At 69.8% G+C, this 15,366-nt stretch carries 29 protein-coding genes; 6 read left to right on the top strand and 23 right to left on the bottom strand.

Annotated features, from left to right (window positions below; translation table 11 throughout):
- The first annotated feature begins 3 nt into the window (after positions 1 to 3).
- The 4 genes from CFW40_RS35595 (at position 4) to CFW40_RS35580 (ending at position 2,660) form a co-directional block, all read left to right on the top strand.
- Positions 4 to 534, top strand: coding sequence for a hypothetical protein (locus CFW40_RS35595; RefSeq protein ID WP_088802623.1), 531 nt, complete (start codon positions 4 to 6; stop codon positions 532 to 534).
- A gap of 61 nt (positions 535 to 595) precedes the next feature.
- Positions 596 to 901 (top strand): hypothetical protein, encoded by a 306-nt coding sequence (locus tag CFW40_RS35590; protein ID WP_088802622.1) that lies wholly within the window; start codon positions 596 to 598, stop codon positions 899 to 901.
- A gap of 56 nt (positions 902 to 957) precedes the next feature.
- Positions 958 to 1,428 carry a DNA-binding transcriptional regulator gene (locus CFW40_RS35585; RefSeq protein WP_088802621.1) on the top strand — a complete coding sequence of 157 codons (471 nt, stop codon included), beginning with the start codon at positions 958 to 960 and terminating at the stop codon, positions 1,426 to 1,428.
- A 179-nt stretch (positions 1,429 to 1,607) separates the two neighbouring features.
- Positions 1,608 to 2,660, top strand: coding sequence for a hypothetical protein (locus tag CFW40_RS35580; protein WP_143034618.1), 1,053 nt, complete (start codon positions 1,608 to 1,610; stop codon positions 2,658 to 2,660).
- A gap of 87 nt (positions 2,661 to 2,747) precedes the next feature.
- On the opposite strand, the gene CFW40_RS35575 is transcribed toward CFW40_RS35580, so the two are convergent.
- The 14 genes from CFW40_RS35575 to CFW40_RS35515 form a co-directional block, all read right to left on the bottom strand.
- Positions 2,748 to 3,047 (bottom strand): hypothetical protein, encoded by a 300-nt coding sequence (locus CFW40_RS35575; RefSeq protein ID WP_088802619.1) that lies wholly within the window; start codon positions 3,045 to 3,047, stop codon positions 2,748 to 2,750.
- 134 nt (positions 3,048 to 3,181) lie between these two features.
- A complete protein-coding gene (locus CFW40_RS35570) occupies positions 3,182 to 3,751 on the bottom strand; it encodes a hypothetical protein (RefSeq protein WP_088802618.1) in 570 nt (189 codons plus the stop codon).
- Positions 3,748 to 4,068, bottom strand: coding sequence for a hypothetical protein (locus tag CFW40_RS35565; RefSeq protein WP_088802617.1), 321 nt, complete (start codon positions 4,066 to 4,068; stop codon positions 3,748 to 3,750). Before CFW40_RS35565 ends, CFW40_RS35570 begins: the two co-directional genes overlap by 4 nt.
- A 65-nt stretch (positions 4,069 to 4,133) precedes the next feature.
- Positions 4,134 to 5,183, bottom strand: a complete 1,050-nt coding sequence (locus CFW40_RS35560) for a type III polyketide synthase (RefSeq protein ID WP_088802616.1) — start codon at positions 5,181 to 5,183, stop codon at positions 4,134 to 4,136.
- A 70-nt stretch (positions 5,184 to 5,253) separates the two neighbouring features.
- Positions 5,254 to 6,090, bottom strand: coding sequence for a helix-turn-helix domain-containing protein (locus tag CFW40_RS35555; protein WP_176956738.1), 837 nt, complete (start codon positions 6,088 to 6,090; stop codon positions 5,254 to 5,256).
- Between the two features lie 380 nt (positions 6,091 to 6,470).
- Positions 6,471 to 6,641, bottom strand: coding sequence for a hypothetical protein (locus CFW40_RS37495; RefSeq protein ID WP_176956739.1), 171 nt, complete (start codon positions 6,639 to 6,641; stop codon positions 6,471 to 6,473).
- The gene (locus tag CFW40_RS35550) at positions 6,638 to 7,129 is read right to left on the bottom strand and encodes a hypothetical protein (protein ID WP_088802614.1); all 492 of its coding nucleotides are present in this window, start codon (positions 7,127 to 7,129) and stop codon (positions 6,638 to 6,640) included. The genes CFW40_RS37495 and CFW40_RS35550 overlap by 4 nt, the downstream gene beginning before the upstream one ends.
- Positions 7,126 to 7,611, bottom strand: a complete 486-nt coding sequence (locus CFW40_RS35545; protein ID WP_088802613.1) for a hypothetical protein — start codon at positions 7,609 to 7,611, stop codon at positions 7,126 to 7,128. The genes CFW40_RS35550 and CFW40_RS35545 overlap by 4 nt, the downstream gene beginning before the upstream one ends.
- The gene (locus CFW40_RS35540; RefSeq protein ID WP_088802612.1) at positions 7,608 to 7,925 is read right to left on the bottom strand and encodes a hypothetical protein; all 318 of its coding nucleotides are present in this window, start codon (positions 7,923 to 7,925) and stop codon (positions 7,608 to 7,610) included. Before CFW40_RS35540 ends, CFW40_RS35545 begins: the two co-directional genes overlap by 4 nt.
- On the bottom strand, positions 7,922 to 8,107 hold the full coding sequence (locus tag CFW40_RS35535; RefSeq protein WP_088802611.1) for a hypothetical protein: 186 nt from the start codon (positions 8,105 to 8,107) through the stop codon (positions 7,922 to 7,924). Before CFW40_RS35535 ends, CFW40_RS35540 begins: the two co-directional genes overlap by 4 nt.
- Positions 8,104 to 8,337 (bottom strand): hypothetical protein, encoded by a 234-nt coding sequence (locus CFW40_RS35530; RefSeq protein ID WP_088802610.1) that lies wholly within the window; start codon positions 8,335 to 8,337, stop codon positions 8,104 to 8,106. The genes CFW40_RS35535 and CFW40_RS35530 overlap by 4 nt, the downstream gene beginning before the upstream one ends.
- On the bottom strand, positions 8,334 to 8,831 hold the full coding sequence (locus tag CFW40_RS35525) for a hypothetical protein (RefSeq protein WP_088802609.1): 498 nt from the start codon (positions 8,829 to 8,831) through the stop codon (positions 8,334 to 8,336). Before CFW40_RS35525 ends, CFW40_RS35530 begins: the two co-directional genes overlap by 4 nt.
- A gap of 65 nt (positions 8,832 to 8,896) precedes the next feature.
- Positions 8,897 to 9,169 (bottom strand): hypothetical protein, encoded by a 273-nt coding sequence (locus CFW40_RS35520; RefSeq protein WP_088802608.1) that lies wholly within the window; start codon positions 9,167 to 9,169, stop codon positions 8,897 to 8,899.
- Positions 9,170 to 9,249: 80 nt separating this feature from the next.
- Positions 9,250 to 9,612 carry a hypothetical protein gene (locus tag CFW40_RS35515; RefSeq protein ID WP_088802607.1) on the bottom strand — a complete coding sequence of 121 codons (363 nt, stop codon included), beginning with the start codon at positions 9,610 to 9,612 and terminating at the stop codon, positions 9,250 to 9,252.
- Between the two features lie 128 nt (positions 9,613 to 9,740).
- On the opposite strand from CFW40_RS35515, the gene CFW40_RS35510 reads away from it, so the two are divergent.
- Complete coding sequence (locus CFW40_RS35510) at positions 9,741 to 10,634, top strand: ATP-dependent DNA ligase (protein WP_088802606.1); 894 nt, start codon at positions 9,741 to 9,743, stop codon at positions 10,632 to 10,634.
- Here CFW40_RS35510 and CFW40_RS35505 read toward each other — a convergent pair.
- The 4 genes from CFW40_RS35505 to CFW40_RS35490 all read right to left on the bottom strand — a co-directional run bounded on the left by CFW40_RS35505 (position 10,600) and on the right by CFW40_RS35490 (position 12,654).
- On the bottom strand, positions 10,600 to 10,992 hold the full coding sequence (locus tag CFW40_RS35505; protein ID WP_088802605.1) for a hypothetical protein: 393 nt from the start codon (positions 10,990 to 10,992) through the stop codon (positions 10,600 to 10,602). The two genes, CFW40_RS35510 and CFW40_RS35505, sit on opposite strands and share 35 nt — an antisense overlap.
- Before the next feature lie 82 nt (positions 10,993 to 11,074).
- The gene (locus CFW40_RS35500; RefSeq protein WP_088802604.1) at positions 11,075 to 11,809 is read right to left on the bottom strand and encodes a hypothetical protein; all 735 of its coding nucleotides are present in this window, start codon (positions 11,807 to 11,809) and stop codon (positions 11,075 to 11,077) included.
- Positions 11,810 to 11,914: 105 nt separating this feature from the next.
- The gene (locus CFW40_RS35495; protein WP_088802603.1) at positions 11,915 to 12,298 is read right to left on the bottom strand and encodes a hypothetical protein; all 384 of its coding nucleotides are present in this window, start codon (positions 12,296 to 12,298) and stop codon (positions 11,915 to 11,917) included.
- Positions 12,299 to 12,444: 146 nt separating this feature from the next.
- Positions 12,445 to 12,654, bottom strand: a complete 210-nt coding sequence (locus CFW40_RS35490) for a hypothetical protein (protein WP_088802602.1) — start codon at positions 12,652 to 12,654, stop codon at positions 12,445 to 12,447.
- 207 nt (positions 12,655 to 12,861) lie between these two features.
- On the opposite strand from CFW40_RS35490, the gene CFW40_RS37490 reads away from it, so the two are divergent.
- Positions 12,862 to 13,026, top strand: coding sequence for a hypothetical protein (locus CFW40_RS37490; RefSeq protein WP_176956740.1), 165 nt, complete (start codon positions 12,862 to 12,864; stop codon positions 13,024 to 13,026).
- 29 nt (positions 13,027 to 13,055) lie between these two features.
- On the opposite strand, the gene CFW40_RS35485 is transcribed toward CFW40_RS37490, so the two are convergent.
- From CFW40_RS35485 to CFW40_RS35470, 5 genes are all read right to left on the bottom strand, one after another.
- The gene (locus CFW40_RS35485) at positions 13,056 to 13,793 is read right to left on the bottom strand and encodes a hypothetical protein (RefSeq protein ID WP_088802601.1); all 738 of its coding nucleotides are present in this window, start codon (positions 13,791 to 13,793) and stop codon (positions 13,056 to 13,058) included.
- 73 nt (positions 13,794 to 13,866) lie between these two features.
- A complete protein-coding gene (locus tag CFW40_RS37485; RefSeq protein WP_176956728.1) occupies positions 13,867 to 14,040 on the bottom strand; it encodes a hypothetical protein in 174 nt (57 codons plus the stop codon).
- Positions 14,037 to 14,369 (bottom strand): hypothetical protein, encoded by a 333-nt coding sequence (locus CFW40_RS35480; protein ID WP_088802600.1) that lies wholly within the window; start codon positions 14,367 to 14,369, stop codon positions 14,037 to 14,039. The genes CFW40_RS37485 and CFW40_RS35480 overlap by 4 nt, the downstream gene beginning before the upstream one ends.
- Positions 14,370 to 14,472: 103 nt before the next feature.
- Positions 14,473 to 14,919 (bottom strand): protein kilB, encoded by a 447-nt coding sequence (locus CFW40_RS35475; protein WP_088802599.1) that lies wholly within the window; start codon positions 14,917 to 14,919, stop codon positions 14,473 to 14,475.
- Between the two features lie 80 nt (positions 14,920 to 14,999).
- Complete coding sequence (locus tag CFW40_RS35470) at positions 15,000 to 15,182, bottom strand: hypothetical protein (RefSeq protein ID WP_088802598.1); 183 nt, start codon at positions 15,180 to 15,182, stop codon at positions 15,000 to 15,002.
- Positions 15,183 to 15,366: the final 184 nt, after the last annotated feature.

Raw genomic sequence — 15,366 nt, 5'->3', positions numbered from 1 at the left:
TCGATGAACACCACCGCCGCCGCACTTGAAGCCCACGTCACCGTCGCCACCATCCGCACCTGGTGCCGCAAGGGCGTCGTCGCCGCCACCAAGCAGGCCGGCCGCTGGATCATCGACACCGCCTCCCTCGCCCACCGCATCACCATCGGTGCCCTCAAGCGTCCCGCAAAGAAGGCCGTCGCCTTCACCATCGAGACGATGACCGCTATCGGCGGCAACCGCTGGCAGCGCGGCACCATGGACCGCGTCTACCTCAACGACTGGGCCCAGTTCGCGGGCATCGAGGTCGAGCGCTACGGCTCCGGCAGCATCTCCTCCGCATCCCTCGGCGGCCGCGGCATCGCCAACAACCGCGCCGGTCAGCTGCTTGGCGCCATCGACAAGATCTACTTCGACGCGGCCGACGGTCAGCTCTACGCCCAGCACCGCGGCGCCGATGAGTTCGAGATCCGCTACCTCAACGGCGAGCGCGACACCATCAACCTCGTCGCCCGCACGGTCGCCGGCATCCGCACCGCCATCGCCGCCCTCTGAACCCCTCTCACCAATCCCGGCCCGGGGAGAAGCCCCAGGCCGCAACCGGAAGGACCCGGACATGACCACCACTCACTTCACCGCCTGGCTCACCACCGACGCCTCCTGCCTGGACCAGCCCAACATCGACGTCACCGTCCTGGAGGACGAACTCATCGGCGACAACCCTGCGAACGACGGCGCTTGGTCCTCCCAGGGCGACCCGCTGTTCCACGCGGTGACCGGAGTTCCCGCCGCTGACAGCAGTACCGGCCGCGCCGAGAAGGAAGCGCAGAGCCTCCTGGAGGCTGCCGGCTGGACCGTTGAAGGCGACTGGGAGCCCGTCCCCACGGGCGGCGTCGTCACCGTCTCCCGCGCCACCAACTGACCGAACCGCCCGCGGCCCCAGGTGCCCCCTGGGGCCGCCTTCGCATGGAGGACCCAATGACCGACTACACCGACCCGCCCGGCATGCCGGAGGACGAGCGGATGACGGACGCCGAACTGCGCGTGGTCCGCGAGTACCTGAACGTCACCCCGGAGTGGCTCGGACAGCACCTGGGCGTGTCCGCCCGCACCGTGCGGCACTGGGAGGCTGGCAAGTACGCCATCCCCGACGGCGTCCGACTTGAGGTGGAGGATCTGGAGCGGCGCACCGGCGAGTTCGTGGGCGGCATCGTCGACCAGTTGATGGACACGCCGGAACCGGGGGCAGTGACCTACCGGACGGATGAGGAGTACCACGCCGCGCATCCGGAGGTCCCGTTTCCCGCGGCGTGGCACCGGGCGGTGGTGGCCCGCGTCGCCCAGGAGGTGCCGGCGCTGCGCATCGCCTACGCGTCCGACGTGGAAGTGGCGTCCGGCTCGGCGCCACAGGCGGCGCGCGGACGAGAACTGCGCAACGGAGCCGTCTAGTGGCGGGGTCGTGCGAGGCGCCTACGAAGCACTGCGGGACCCCTTACGGTTGGCGGCTCGGCGGGCGGTGCGTTGACTGCCGGCGGGCGCACAACGACGAGACCAAGGAGGCGCGCCGCCGCAAGAACGCCCCGCCATCCGCCCTGCTCGACCGTGTCGCGGAGCAGATGGACCTGGGGATGACCCTGCCCGAGGCGTCGCGTTCAGTCGGGGTGCCGCCGAAGCGGGTGCGGGCCTCGGCGCCTGGACATCCGCGTCTCGCTGCCGCCATCGCCCGCCACGAAGACACCCCGGACGGCGGCGGCGACTTGATCGAGGCCGTGGAGGCGGCGTGCGCATACCTTCTCGCGCTCAAGGGGTCCGCCAGCCCTGAGCAGGCACCCGCAGGGCCCTCCGAGTGGCGGCACTGCCCGTCATTCGTGGCTCTGGAGCGGCATTTCAAGCTCGCTTCCATGTCTCCCCCGGATCGCTTCACTGCGCTGCTGAAGCAGGGGTGTTCCATCCCGGATGCTCTGGAGGCGGCAGGCCCGGACGTTAGCCGCTTCAAGGTCGACAAATGGCGGCGGGAACATCCGGACCTGAATGCGGCGTTCATCGCGGCGCGATGGCAGGACCAGACCCCGCTCTCGCAGCTGACGGCAGAGGAGGTGGCTAGCCTGCGTGCCGCATGGTCTGACCCCTCAGTCCCGATCTCCGAGATCGCAGAACGGTTCAGCGTCCACCCGCAGACCATCAGCAGGTGGCGCAGGAAGCTCGATCTCCCGAGCCGTCGGACAGGCGGCGACGCGGCGGCGCGCACAGACGAGAGCTTCGTCGCCCAGCTGGTGGAGATCTTCGAGCAGGAGCCCGTGGCGTTCGCCGAGGCTGCCAGGCGATGCGGGTTACCCCTTGGTCGCCTGAAGAGATTGAGAGCTGACCCTGAGTTTAGGGCGAGGCTGGATGAGGCTCGACGTGAGTGTCTTGAGCGCATGCGGCGCGAAGTTCGTGAGCGCGTGGCGGCGCGGAAGCGGGGCCTGCTTACGCAGCCCAGGCGCCCGTATGCTGCTCGCCCTCAGATCTCTGACCCCGAAGTGGAGCGCCAGCTTCGGGAACTGTGGGCCAGTCCCAGTTTCACGGCGACGCAGATCGCCGCGGAGCTGGGGGTGAGCCTGGGGACGGTGGAGAACTGGAAGAGGGCTCTCGGGTTGCCGCATCGCTCAAACCACCACCCTGGCAGGGAGCCGTCGGATTGATCCACGTACCGAGACGCACCGCCCGAACTGGGTGGGGCTTCGTCGTGCCGCGGCGCTTTCTTCCTCGGACGGTGTGGCGCCCCACGTTCACGGCTCGAGCGGCGGGTCCCCAGCGGCGGCGATGCGCATGGCGTCGGGGTCCCAGCGGTAGGTGCGGGCCTGATAGCTGGTGTCACTGTCCAGGTGCACGTCGACCTGCACCGCGGTCCGGCCGTCCCGGTACCGGTGCACGGCGATGACGGGGCAGCGTCGCCACTGGCCGCGGATGAAGACGCGGAGCGCGGGCCGGCTCGTCCGCGGCCACGTCTGCACGGTGGGCGAAGGGCCCTGGCCGGGCGCCCAGGGTGTGGCTTCGACGGCCTCGTGGGGCTCGGGTGGGGCCGGCACCCCGGCAGTGTCTCAGCCAGCCTGCACGGCTCGCGCGATGGCCCAGTCGATGGCGACACGCACCCCGTACACGGTGAGGATGCCGCCGACAGCCACGCCCAGGACCGCGCCGATGATGCTGCTGGCCCGGTCGCTTACCGTTGCTCCTCGACTGGATCGTACTGATGCCAGCCCGGGGCGGCGACGTAGCTGGTATCGGGTGGGCAGTGGCGGCACCAGACCGGGTCGGCGATGTGCGCGCTCTTTGGGTGAGTGCAGTGCGTGCACGGGTGATTGGCGGACGTGGCGGACGGCTCGGTCGGGGAGCGAAGCGCGGACTTGGCGGCGAGCACGCCATGCTTGTAGCCACGAAGGTAGCTGCCACGGTCAGGCTCGTTGGCGTCCATGGCCTCAGGTGCGGTGGAGACGTTCTGCACCCGGTCGATGGCGGCCAGGGCCTCGGAGCGCTTCTCGCCCAGCTCGAAGTACTTCTGCTCCCATCCGCGGGCCTGGTTCTCGGCCTCGTCGAGTTGCTTCTTCAGGTCGGGTGGTGGGCTCTGCTGGCGGTAGGCGGCGATGATCTGCGCGGCGTTCCGGGCGTCTTCGGGGACGGCGTTCAGCGGGTCGATGAGGCAGGTGGTGCCGTTGTCGGGGTGCTCGTCTTCGTGCTGCTGGAGGGCTATGACGAGGTCGATCGCCCAGGCGGGCGCGTGGTGCTGCGTCACTGCTGCTCCTCGGCTGGCGGCTCGACGAGAAGGGGCGCCGTGCGTTCCTCGCGGGCGGCCTGGTTGGGGTCGTTGGGGTCGGTGTACCGGTAACCGTCATCGGTGAGCAGGTAGACGGTGTGCCGGATGATGCGCTGGCCGTCCGGGACGGTTTCCACGGTCAGCGGGTCGGGCACGGCGACGTTCTGGTAGTCGATGCCGTTGGCGGTGAGCCAGTCGCAGAGCTGTTGGCGTCGGGGTGTCTCGGCGATGGTGGGCCAGATGGTGGCGTCGTTGAGGACGATGCGGTCGGGCTGGGGTTCAGGGGAAGGGGCCATGTCCCCATGCTGGCGCGGTTCGCCGGATTCATTGCCCCTACCAGGGCGCGGTCGGAAGGGGGCGGTCAGCTGACCCAGGTGCCGGTGAGTGCGGTGGTGGCGAACCCTGGCCCGTAGGCGAGCGTGACGCCGCGGTCCCCGTCGGCTGGTGGGGTGTCGTGGGTGCGGCGCAGCACGTCGAGGACGGAGGCGCCGCCGAGGTTGCCCACCTGCGCGAGGCTGGCCCAGGAGTGGGTGAGCTGTGCCGCGGTGAGGCCGAGGCCTTTCTGGGCGGCGTTGAGGATGGCGGGTCCGCCGGCGTGGATGACCGCGAAGGCCGGGGCGAGGCCGTCGTGCTGCTTGAGCCAGTCACGCAGGGCGGGCATGGCGTCAGTGGGTGCGGTGGTCGCGGCGCGGGTGGAGTCGAAGTGAATGCCCGCCTCGTCGATGCGGCCCCAGTAGCGTTCGCGGGAGTGGGGGAGGAGATATTCCCAGGTGTCGTCGATGCGCATGCCCGGCTGGAGCTGGTCGGCGGTGACGATGCAGGCAGAGGCGGCGTCTCCGAACAACGCCTTGTAGATCATCGACTCCATCGACGTGTCCCCGTGGTGGTAGATCGTGGACAGGGCCTCGGACACGACGACAAGGACGCGGGCGCCCGGGTGCGCGGCGACGAGGTCCGCGGCGCGGGTGAGGGCCTGGGCGCCGCCAATACAGCCGACGGTGGCGAGGGCGATGCGGCGGGCGTCGGGGCGCAGGCGCAGCTGCTCGACGAGGTGGACGTCGAGGCCGGGGGCGGCCCAGCTGGTGGTGTTGCTGGTGACGATCGCGGTGATGTCGCTCGGCTGGAGGCCGGCTTCCTCGAGGGCCCTCTCGGCGGCGGTTTCGGCGAGGCTCGATGCGTCGTCCCACGCCTGCTGGTTGCGGTCGGCGACACCCAGGCTGCCGGATATCTGCTCGGATTCCAGGGGGTGGTGGAGTGCACGGCGTTGGACGCCGGTGTTGCGGATGACGCGCAGCACGGTCCCGAGTTTGGGGTGGTCGGGGTGGTGCTGGGTGATGTTGTCGCAGATGTCGTCGGTCGTGGCCCAGTGGTTGGGATGGTCGATGGTGGGGCGGGTGACGTGCACGGGCATGAGGCCTCCCCCTGGTGAAGCCTTCACGATACGGCGATGGCCCGCCCGGTGTGCCTCGGGCGGGCCGTGATCAAGCCGCGGCTCGTAGGTAGGGGCGGCGTATCTGTGAGGGGTCGGCGCCGGGGTTCAGCTTCACGAACATGACCCGGGCGTTGGGGCTGGACAGGGGCTCTGCCGCGCAGATCTGCACCCAGCACGGCCCGAGCGTGGGGTGGAGGAGGGGGCGTTCCTGCCCGTCGGGGTGGACCTGGGCGGTGGAGCGCTCCTCGTACAGCGGTCCGCATTCGGTGTCCTTGATGACGGCGTCCTCGATGCGGGCGAGGGTTTCGTCGTCGGGCAGGATGGCGCGCGCTCCGCGTAGCTGTGGCAGGACGTACGGCGTCCAGACGGTCTTCCAGCCCGTGAGGGTGGTGCGTGCCTCATCGGACAGCAACATCCACTCCATCATGTTCGGCGGCGGTTGCTGGTGGGCGAACAGGCTGACGAAAGGCTCGTTGTGGGCGAGGAGGTTGTACGACTGGTCGGTGATGTACGCCATGTGCCGGCTGCCGTCGATGACGTCCTTCCACATGCCGGGCACTTCGAGGCCTGAGCGGGGGTGGAGGCGGCTGTTGGGGTCGTCGCCGCGGGCGTAGCGGCACATGGCCACCCACTCTTGCTCGGTAAGGCGGAGTGCGTTGGCGTAGGCGCGGAGGAGCTTGAAGCTGGGGTTGTGGATTTTGCCGTTGATGAGGCGGTTGTAGGTGTTGTTGTCGTAGCCGGCCATTTGGTCGACGTGGGACTGGGTGAGGCCTCGGCCTGCGGCTCGGCGTCCGGGGTTTTGGGCGACCTGGATGCCGGGGACGGTCGCCGGGTCTATGAGGGCACGGCGGGCCTCGAGTAGGCCGGCGAGCGCGGTGCTGTCCAAGCGTTCTCCTGGGGCGGGGCTTTGTTGGGGTGTTCTTCCTAGGAAGGATTCGCTGATGTATTCGGTTGAATATTCGCCAATGATGGCGGTGTCGCCGGTAACGCGGGTGACGGGCGGGCCTGTTGTGGAGCGGGCTTGTCTGGGCTGTCAGCGCCGGCGGCCCGCTCCGGTCATTCGCAGCTGGCCGGTGGCTGGGCCGTCGGGCGGCAGTCGATTTTTGCGTTGCGTGCATATGCCACGGGCGTGTTGACGTCAGGTGTAGCAGGCCGTGTTGCTGCTGTCGCGTCTGGCTGAATTCTATTGCTGTCGGTCATCGAACCCTCACCCAGCGCTCACTCGGCCGTCACGCCGGTCACGCCCCGTTCGACGCGTCGCGGGCATCACGCCTCCTTGGCGCGGTCGAGGATCTGCTGGAGGCCGGCCTCGACGTCGATGACCTCGTCGAGGGCGGCGAGCATCCGGTCGTTGTCGGCGGTGAGCCGGTCCAGCACGTGGTCGGTCTCGGTGCGGGCGGCGCTGTCCGCGAGGTGCTGGTCGATAGGGTCGGTCACTGCTGCTCCTGGGGTTCGTAGTTGTGCCAGGCGTCGTCGCTGCCAGCCTGGTCGCACACGGTGCACAGGCCGACAGATACGGGCTCGTCCGCGTCCTGGTGCTGGTCTTTGGGATGCCCGCACTCGGCGCACGACGCCTCCTCGATGCCGAGGTCGCGGCGGACCGTCTCGATGATGGGCGCGAGCTTCACGGTCTCGGGGAGTCGCTGCTCCCATACAGCCAGGCGTTCCGCAGCGCGGGCGATGGTCGCCTCGGCTTGTTCGGCTCGGCGGTGGGAGCCAGCGAGGAGGTTGACGGCACGTTCCGCCTTCCAGGCGCGGGTCCGCAGCTGCTTCAGCTCGGGGCGGAGGGAGCCGAGGGCGGCGTCGGCGTGGGCGAGCCAGATGGACCGCATGTGGTTCCATGCCGGGTCGGTGTTGCGGAACGCGCGGCTTCCGGCAGCCTCCGCCATGGCGGAGGCGATGCGCTGCCGCAGGTCGTCGGTCACTGCTGCTCCTCGCTGTCGGCCACATCGAACGTCACGACGCGGGCTGTAGTGGTGCGCCGGGCGATGCGGTACTCGAAGTCCGGCTGCGCCCGGCGGCGCGCGGCGAGTCGCTGGAGGACGAGGGCGGGGTTCTGGGTCGTGCCGCCGGCCTGCTCCCACGTGCCGTCGGGCTGCTGGCACTGGACGAAATACTCGACAGTCTCCCGCCGTTCCGTGGAAGCCTCGAGAGATTTGATCGCCGGGTAGAGGTCGGGGAACGCCAAGCAGGCGTCGATGACGTGGGCGATGGTCTGCCGGTCCTTGCCGATGGGCTCGCCCTCGGGGTGCCGCATGCCCTGGACGTAGCCCATGACGGCTGCGTCATGGACCAGCGCCTGCTCCCAGCCGGTGAGGGCGGCGAGAACGGCGCGGACCCTGTCGGCGTGGGCGGCCTGTCGCTGCTGCAGGTAGCTGGCGAGGGAGTCAGGGATGGTGTTGGTCACTGCTGCTCCTTCTTGGTCCGGTTGACGGCCCAGTTCGGGTCGAAGGCAGGCTTGAAACATGGCGTTTGGGCCGATTCAGCACGCCGACGCTGGTTTTCCCGGCGGTTACTCATGGCCTGGATCGGGTGGATGAGGATGAAGCCGAGGAAGTAGATCTGAGCGATCCACCAACCGGGGTGCCGCTTGGCGCTGGCGTGGCGGGCCTGCTTCCAGATCCAGGGATTGAGGCGGTTGTCGAGGGCTTCGATCGGGCGGGTGCGGCCAGCGAGGTACCCGACGGCCAGGGCGGCGATCACGGCCAGCGTGACAATCACCGCTCCTCCTCAGCGCTGCTGCTGCGTCGTGCTTCTGACCGGTGCTGGTCCTGCTGTTCGGGGGTGAGCTGGTCCCATGGCGGCGCGGTGCGCTGCGGGTTGATGTGGGCTGCGCCGGCGAGGCCGCGGGCGAGCTGTTCTACCTGCTCGTCGGTGGCCTGCTCGGGGTGGGTGCTGGTCACTGCTGCTCCCGGGCGTTGATGTGGGCGTGTGCGGCTGCGCGGGCGTCTGTGCTGTGCCCGTTGCGGGTGGGGCGGGTGCTGGCGCCGATGAGCCACGCGGCCGCGGCGTACGGGCCTTCGCGGTCGGCGATGTGCTGGTGGAGGTTCCAGGCCTGGTCGCGGTGCTCGTCGGTGTCGAGCCAGTCGGTGAGCGTGGGGCCGCCGGCGGCGTCGAGGGCGTGGCTGGTCACTGGTCATCCCCGAAGGTCTCGGGGTGGCTGGCCTTCCACTCCGCCCAGTGCTTGCTGGGGTATTCGGTGTGCATGCTGTGGCAGCGGTCCATGACCTGCTCCAGCGTGTGCGCGGGCAGCAGGTCGTACTCGAACTCTCCGCCTCGAAGCCGCGGGGAGACCGGGACCCAGAAGGGGCCGTACTGCCAGGTGACGACGCGGTATGACCAGTCACTGTCACCCCACTTGTGGAAGATCTTGGTGACGGCGTCGACGTCGAGCGGACGTTTCAGCAGCTTGGCCTTGTAGGAGTCGTTGAAGAAGTACTCCTTGTACTCCTCAATGAAGCTGGCGAGCATCCTTGCCTCGGCGTCGGTGGGGCGGGCCTCGGAGCCGCGGTCGAAGGTGGCGATGTAGTGCCACTTGGGGTGGGTACCAGTGACGGGGATGCGCAGGGCGGTGAGTGGGTCGTCGCGGTCGGCGTCGGTTCCGAACGGCCAGGTAGCGGCGGTCATGCGGGGCTCCTTGGGCGGGTGTCCATGCTGTCGCGGTTTGGTGCGGGGCGTTGCCCCGGCGTGGGTCAGTGCGAGGCGTTGAAGAGGGAGCGCGCGAGGCTCGGGCTGAACGCGGTAACGACGTCGCCCGCGGTCCGCATGTCGCGGAAGGCCTCGGTGCGCTCCTCGTGGAGTGCCTGCGTCCACTCAGGGTCCTCGCCGTTGTTGCGGCGGAGTTCTTCTTGAGCCCAGCGCCAGCGGTTCTTGGCGGTGAGGAAGTCGTCGCGGGCTTCGGTGACGTGCTGGGGGATGTGGCCGAAGAGGGCGGTGAGGACTTGGCTGGAGAGCTTGTGTGTCATGACGCTGCCTCCTGCTGGTGTTGCAAGGATTGGGGCGGCCCGCGCCTGGGGGTGAGGGCGCGGGCCGCGGTCGGTGGTGGTCAGCCGGCGATTTCGGGCCAGAGGGCGACTGCGCATCGCATGTAGGCGTCGGCCAGCAGCTTGCGGGACTCGGGGCCGCCGACTTGGGCGGCGAGGCGGGCGTAGATGTCGAGCCGGTCGGTGGTGGCGGGTTCGTTGGCCAGGACCGTGGCGAGTTCCTGCGGGGTGGTGGGCAGCTCGGGGAGGTGTTCCAGCGTTTCGTCGTGGGGCTCGACGTCGACCTGGGCGTCGGCCTGGTCGCGGAGGTGGTGGGTGAGGTTCCAGGCGGTCAGGTCGGCGACGCCGCGGATGGAGTAGGGGCCGAGGGCGATGGTGGTGTAGCCGGGGCGGGTGAGGGTGACGGAGTAGCGGGTGGTGTCCATGCGGGGCTCCCCTGTTGTCTGCTTGAGAACAGCATGACAGATTTCGAGGGTCTGCACAACAGGTTCAGTGAAGTGTTCGTACGGCCCACGCCACGGTGACGACCACCACCGGCCCTCGTTGCCCTGGCATGCCACTCCGACTGCCCGCGACCGTCGCCCTCGCCGAAGCCGCCACCGACCTACCGTCCGGGCCCGGCTGGGCATACGAGCCGAAGTTCGACGGGCACCGCGTCATCGTGGCCCGCCCCCAGGAAGGCCGCGCACGACTCCAGGCCGGCCGCTCCCACCGCTCAGTGACCGCCCACTTCCCCGACCTCGCACAGGCCGCCGAGCAGCTACCGCCGGGCACGGTCCTCGACGGGGAGGCCGTCATCTACCAGGAAGGCCACGTGGACTTCACCGCGGTGCAGCAGCGGGCCCTGTCGTCACCGCTGCGGGCCCGGCTTCTGGCCTCGCAACTGCCCGCCTCGTACGCGGCGTTCGATGCTCTGGCGGTGGAGGGTGAGGATTTGCGGGCGCGGCCGTACGAGGAGCGCCGCGAACGGCTCCTGGCTGTCCTGGGGCCACTGGGGCCGCCCCTCCAGGCCGTGCCGTCCACCACCGACCGGGGCGAGGCCCTGGAGTGGCTGGAGGCCCTGCGCGGGCAGGGCATTGAGGGGATCGTCGCGAAGCGGACCAGCGGACGGTATGCGGCGGGCCGGCGGGCGTGGGTGAAGGTCCGGCACGCGCGGGCGCAGGACGCGGTGGCCGTCGGCTTCACCGGTGCGGCGTCCCGGCCGAAGCGCGCCGTCGTGGATGTGGGAGGCGGCCGGCTGTTGCTGTCGACGCCGCTGGATGTGGCGTTGTCGGGGCTGCTGGCGCAGGCCCTGGAGGTCGCAGGTGACGCGGTGGGCGGGGTGGAGTGGATGCGGGATGGGACGCAGTTTCATGTGCTGCGGCAGGTGATGCCGGTGGAGGTGGAGGTGGGGACGACGCGGCATCGGCATGTCACGGTGCGGCGGTTGCGCCCGGATCTGGGGTAACGGTGCTGGCATCGTTCAGGCGGGAGAGGGAGGCCATGGCCTCACGCAGGGCGGCGCGGGCGACGGTGAGCCCGACTTCGGCGTTGAGGAGCGCCCGCAGGGCCAGGGACACGTCCTCGCCCGGATCCCCGGCCCCGGCCACGCTGACCGTCTGCTGCTCCTCGAGGGCCCGCAGCGCGGCCGCGGTCTGCCGGGCGGCCTGTGGGAGCTGGTTCACGGCCAGGTGCAGGCCCTCGGTGACATCCCGCACCTCCTCGACCGTGCCGAGCTGCGCGGGCTTGGCCGTGGCTGTGACGAGGGCGCGGCATTCTTCCGCGGCCTGGTAGGCAATGAGCGCGGGGTCGCGGTCGATGCGCATGGCGTTCTCCCGGGTTGGGGTGTTTGTCCGGGAGTGTGACAGCAGGCACTGACAACGGGTGCGGTTTGGGGCCGGGGAGGGGTCAGGCGACGCCGAGGGCGGCGGCGTTGGCGAGGAGCTGCTTGATGCCGTTGAGGTCGTAGGGGGTGAGGGTGCCGGCGCGGGAGTCCTGGTAGCCCCCGTTGGGGCTGGTCATGAGCGGCGTGACGCCAGTGGTGTCCTTGACGGTTTCGTAGCTGGTGACCTTGCCGTCGTTGTTCATATCCGAGTTGCAATGGTCGAGGCCCAGGGCGTGGCACAGCTCGTGGACGAGGGTGTTCTTGCGGACGGTGTCGGTGATGGTCCAGGTGCCGTCCCAGTACTCCGAGTCGATGAGCACGTACCCGCCCCAGACGCTGTTGTCGGCGGTGTTGTAGCAGGGCAGGCCCTGGGAGTAGCCCGCGGTGCCGACGGGCCTGTACGCCTCGCCGTACTGGATGTGCCCCTGCGGGGGGACGGTGGAGTAGTCGGGCGTCTCGATGCCGCCGATGGCGATGTTCACGCCGACGCCGACGAGCTGGCCGACCGCGGTGGTCAGGTAGGGGACGTAGCGGTCCTTGAGGGCCTGCGTGGGGAACGTGACCGTGTACTGCTGGCTGGGGCTGAGGCAGTAGGTGCGGCACTGGGTGGTGATCCGCCATCCGGTACCGGCGAAGACGGGCCCGGTGGCGACGAGCCCGCCGGTTCCGGTGGTCGCGGTCCGCGGGGCCGGCAGCGTGGCGGTGGCGGGGAGGCCTGCGGTGTGGGCGGCGGAGAGGTGCGCGGGGAGAGTTGGCATCCGTCCATGCTGGCGCGGATCCGGGCGGGCATTGCCCCTGCCGCTGGAGCACGAAAGCGGCCCCCGGCTTGAGGGCCGGGGGCGGTCATCACAGGCAGGGCGAGGTCAGTCCTCCGCGAGCCCCGGCAGCCCCTTGGTGTCGACGCCCATGGCTGAGGTGGCGGAGTGCATCCGGCCGAGGGCGGCCGCGAGTTCCTGCGCGTGCTGAACCGCATCCTCGCTGGCGGCCAGCATCTGCACGATGGCGGCGTCCGGGTCGCCCTGGCCGTCGATGAGCAGCCGCCCTTGCTCGTAGGTGCGCATGGCGGGCCGGGTGGCCTGGTCGATGGCCTGGCCCAGCATCTGGGCGAGGTGGGTCAGGTTGCCGAGGGCGCCGTAGCTGTGACTGGGGAAGGTCCACTCGTCGCTGGCGTGGCGGCTGGCGTGGTTGAAGGCGCGGATCTGCTCGGCGGCGCTCGACAGGTTCTCGACGGGGCTGGTGTCGGTCATGAGGGGAGCCTAGCGAGGCCCTGCTCACCCCGTCAGAACGCGCTGGACACCAGCCATATGACGCCCACGTACGCGCCGACGCCGACGCCGACGCCGACGCCGAGGATGATGCCGAGCCACAAGCGCGACTGCGCGGCCGGGCCTGGTCAGTGAGCCGCCTTCGCGATGCCCTCCACCAGTTGCTGCACCGCGCCGAGGACGCTGTGCCCGAACGCGGTGGGCGCGAGGAGCAGCCCGAGGACGAGGATCACCGTGATCCCGAACATTTGGTCGAGGCGGGTGCGGGGCTCGACAGGCCGCCGGAGCCGCACGAAGACGATGATGGCGAGCAGCACGGCCACGTTGATCGTGAGCATCCAGCGGTCCCCTCCCACGTCCGCCGGGTGGCGGTCTGGGGATGGTGTACCGCCGCCGGGGCTGAGGTGTCAGTCGAACAGGCGCGGGTTGTCGTGAAAGCGGCGGCCCGGCCGAAACCCGGCCGCCGGAACAGGGGGTCTTGCTCGCTTCGGCCCCCGCCACGCGCCTCGGCTGCTACCAAGGGGAGACCTACAGGGGAGCGGCAGGTGAACTTCGAGTTCGTGTGCGGATGGTGCGATACGGAGTGCGTCGTCTACGGCGAGCCGACCGGGTTTTGGACGGAGCAGTACCGGCTCCCTGGGGAGTGGGACTGCTGGTGGTGCGACGGGACGAACACCACCCCTGACGGGCCGTGGACACCAGCCGACTAACGAGGAGTGCCCCCAGCCGAAGCCAGGGATCACGCCTCCTCGGCGGGCGACTGCGGGTTGAGAACGTCCAAGCCCTGCTGCTTCCACTGCTGCTCATACCGCCACAGCCCGTTCGAGCACTCGTCGCGCTGCCGCGTGTGGAACACGGCGGAGTCCTGGCCCCAGTCGGGACGCCACAGGTTCGGGCCGGGAAAGCAGGTGGCCTTCATACGAGACGTGATCGTCTCACCGCACCCCAGGCACGCGCCCCGCGGAATGGCCATGAGGCGGTCCGTGTGGGCCATCTCGCGGTCGATGGTCGCTTCCAGGGTGGCGTGGTTGCAGGGAGGGACCTCGTTGCACAGGCGGCAGACGCTGTAGTGCTCGGGGAGGACGAAGTAGGTGTGGGAGACGCGCACAGCGTAGTGCTTGGCCTTCGTAGTGGGCCTGTCAGCGGGCCGGATGACAAGAACGACGGGCCGGTGCTCCCACGTGGCGCGATCAGGACCGGGTCCCGACAGGCGGCCGGCGGCGATGTGCTCGGCGCGCCATTTGCAGTACCGGTCCCACTCGTCGCAGAAGCGCTGGGGCCACAGGTCGAGGGGGCGTTCGGTGATCTCGATTACCTCGTAGGCCCTACGGTCACTCCAGACGATGATCGAGCCGGGGCGGATGCGGGTGTCCCGCAGGCTGGTTTCCTTGAGGCCAGGCATCGTGCTGGGCATGTGGCCGGTCTTGTGGTGCTGCTCGGGGCGCCACCGGTGCAGGTAGCTGGCCGGAAGGGACATCACGCCTCCTTGGCGCGGTCGAGGATCTCCTGGAGGCCAGCCTCGACGTCGCTGCGCTGCCACAGGTCGTCGGTCACTTGCTGCCCCTCTGTTGGCGTCGGGCTAGCATCCGGGCTTTGATCTGGTCTTGGGTGGGCTGCTCCCACTGGTGCCAGCCCACGGGCGGCTTCCACTGCTGCATGTGCTGGCGCTGGTCGATGCCGCACCAGCGGCAACTGTTCGGCTGGGGCATGCGGTTCTGCGTCATGCGGCGGCCTCCACTGGGATGTTCTTCTCCGGCCACGTGAGGCACAGGTCGCAGCAGCAGGCGCCTCCGTCCTTGGCGATGACGTGCCCGAACTTGTTGAGGGTGTAGGTGCCGGGCTCGTACCAGTGGGGCGACGTCTCGTAGGGGTTGTTGCCGGGGCCGCGGGCGTCGATCTTGTCGATGACCTGCCGGAACCAGTCGAGGGCCTGAACTTCGGTGCCCTGCCAGGCGTGGCTGATGATCTGGCCGTTGATGAAGGTGCGGACGTGTCCGGGCTGCCGGGCTTTGAGGATTTTGATGTCGCGGCCCTTGTACGTGGTGCGGATCATGCGGGGCTCCTCGAGGGGAGGCGGGTGTCTATGGTTCCGCGGTCAGCGGGGTTCGTTACCCCGACGCGGTGGAGCGGGCGCCGCGGGTGCGGCGCCCAGGGGGTCATGCGGCGAGGAGTCCACCGGCGGCGTGGGTGAGCGCGTCGGTGGCGGTGATGGCGTCCTCGCGGGCGGCGTTCAGCGCAGCGTGGTCGGTGGCGTTGCGCATCGCGTAGGTGGCGGCGGCCGCGGCCTGGACGGTGGCGGCCAGGTCCGGGAGGAGGACGGTGACACGGACGGCGGGCGCGGTGATCGCGGCCCGGGTGGCGTGCGAGTCGGCACGCAGCCCGGTCCAGTCGGCGCCGGAGAGACGGGCGTCCTCCCGCAGCCACATGGTGCGGCGGTGGTCGGCGAGCGCGGTGACGAGGTCCGTAACGGCGTCAAGGGCGTCCCTGCGGTGCGCGGCGGTTGCGGCGGCGGTGCGTTCGGCGCGTTGTCCGCGCTGCTGGAACCAGGCGGAGACGGACGCGCCGGCCAGAGTGCCGAGGATCGCAATGACGGACTGCCACATGGTGAACCTCCGCGAGTCGAGGTGGGCGGCCCGGCCGCCGGGCGACCCGAGGGTCACCCGGCGGCCGGGCCGGCGTTACGTCACCGCTCGCCCAGGTGCATCCGGACCAGGTTGCCGATGCTGTGGGCGACGCCGAAGACGAGCTCCAAGTGCTGGAGTTGCTCAGGCGGCAGCGCGGCGAGGACGATGAGGAGTGCCGCGTAGGTGCCGAACTGGTTGGGCTCGTTCGGGTGGCTGGTAGCGGCGGAGCTTTGGCTGATCATGGTCTACCTCCGGGAAGGGCGAGTGCGGCAAGGTGGCTCCTTGCCTGGTCGCCAAGTCACTTGGAGGCGGGGTGCTGTTGGGCCCCGTCGGTGCCTTCAACACCGGCGGGGCACTCACAGCATGACACCTTTCGAGTGTTTACACAACAGGTTCGGCGAAGCGGGGGGTGAGGGGCGGCTCCCG

It is taken from the genome of Streptomyces sp. 2114.4, assembly GCF_900187385.1.
Classification (GTDB): domain Bacteria; phylum Actinomycetota; class Actinomycetes; order Streptomycetales; family Streptomycetaceae; genus Streptomyces; species Streptomyces mooreae.
The sequence above is the reverse complement of the archived record's forward strand: the minus strand, read 5'-3'. Positions and strand labels throughout refer to the sequence as shown.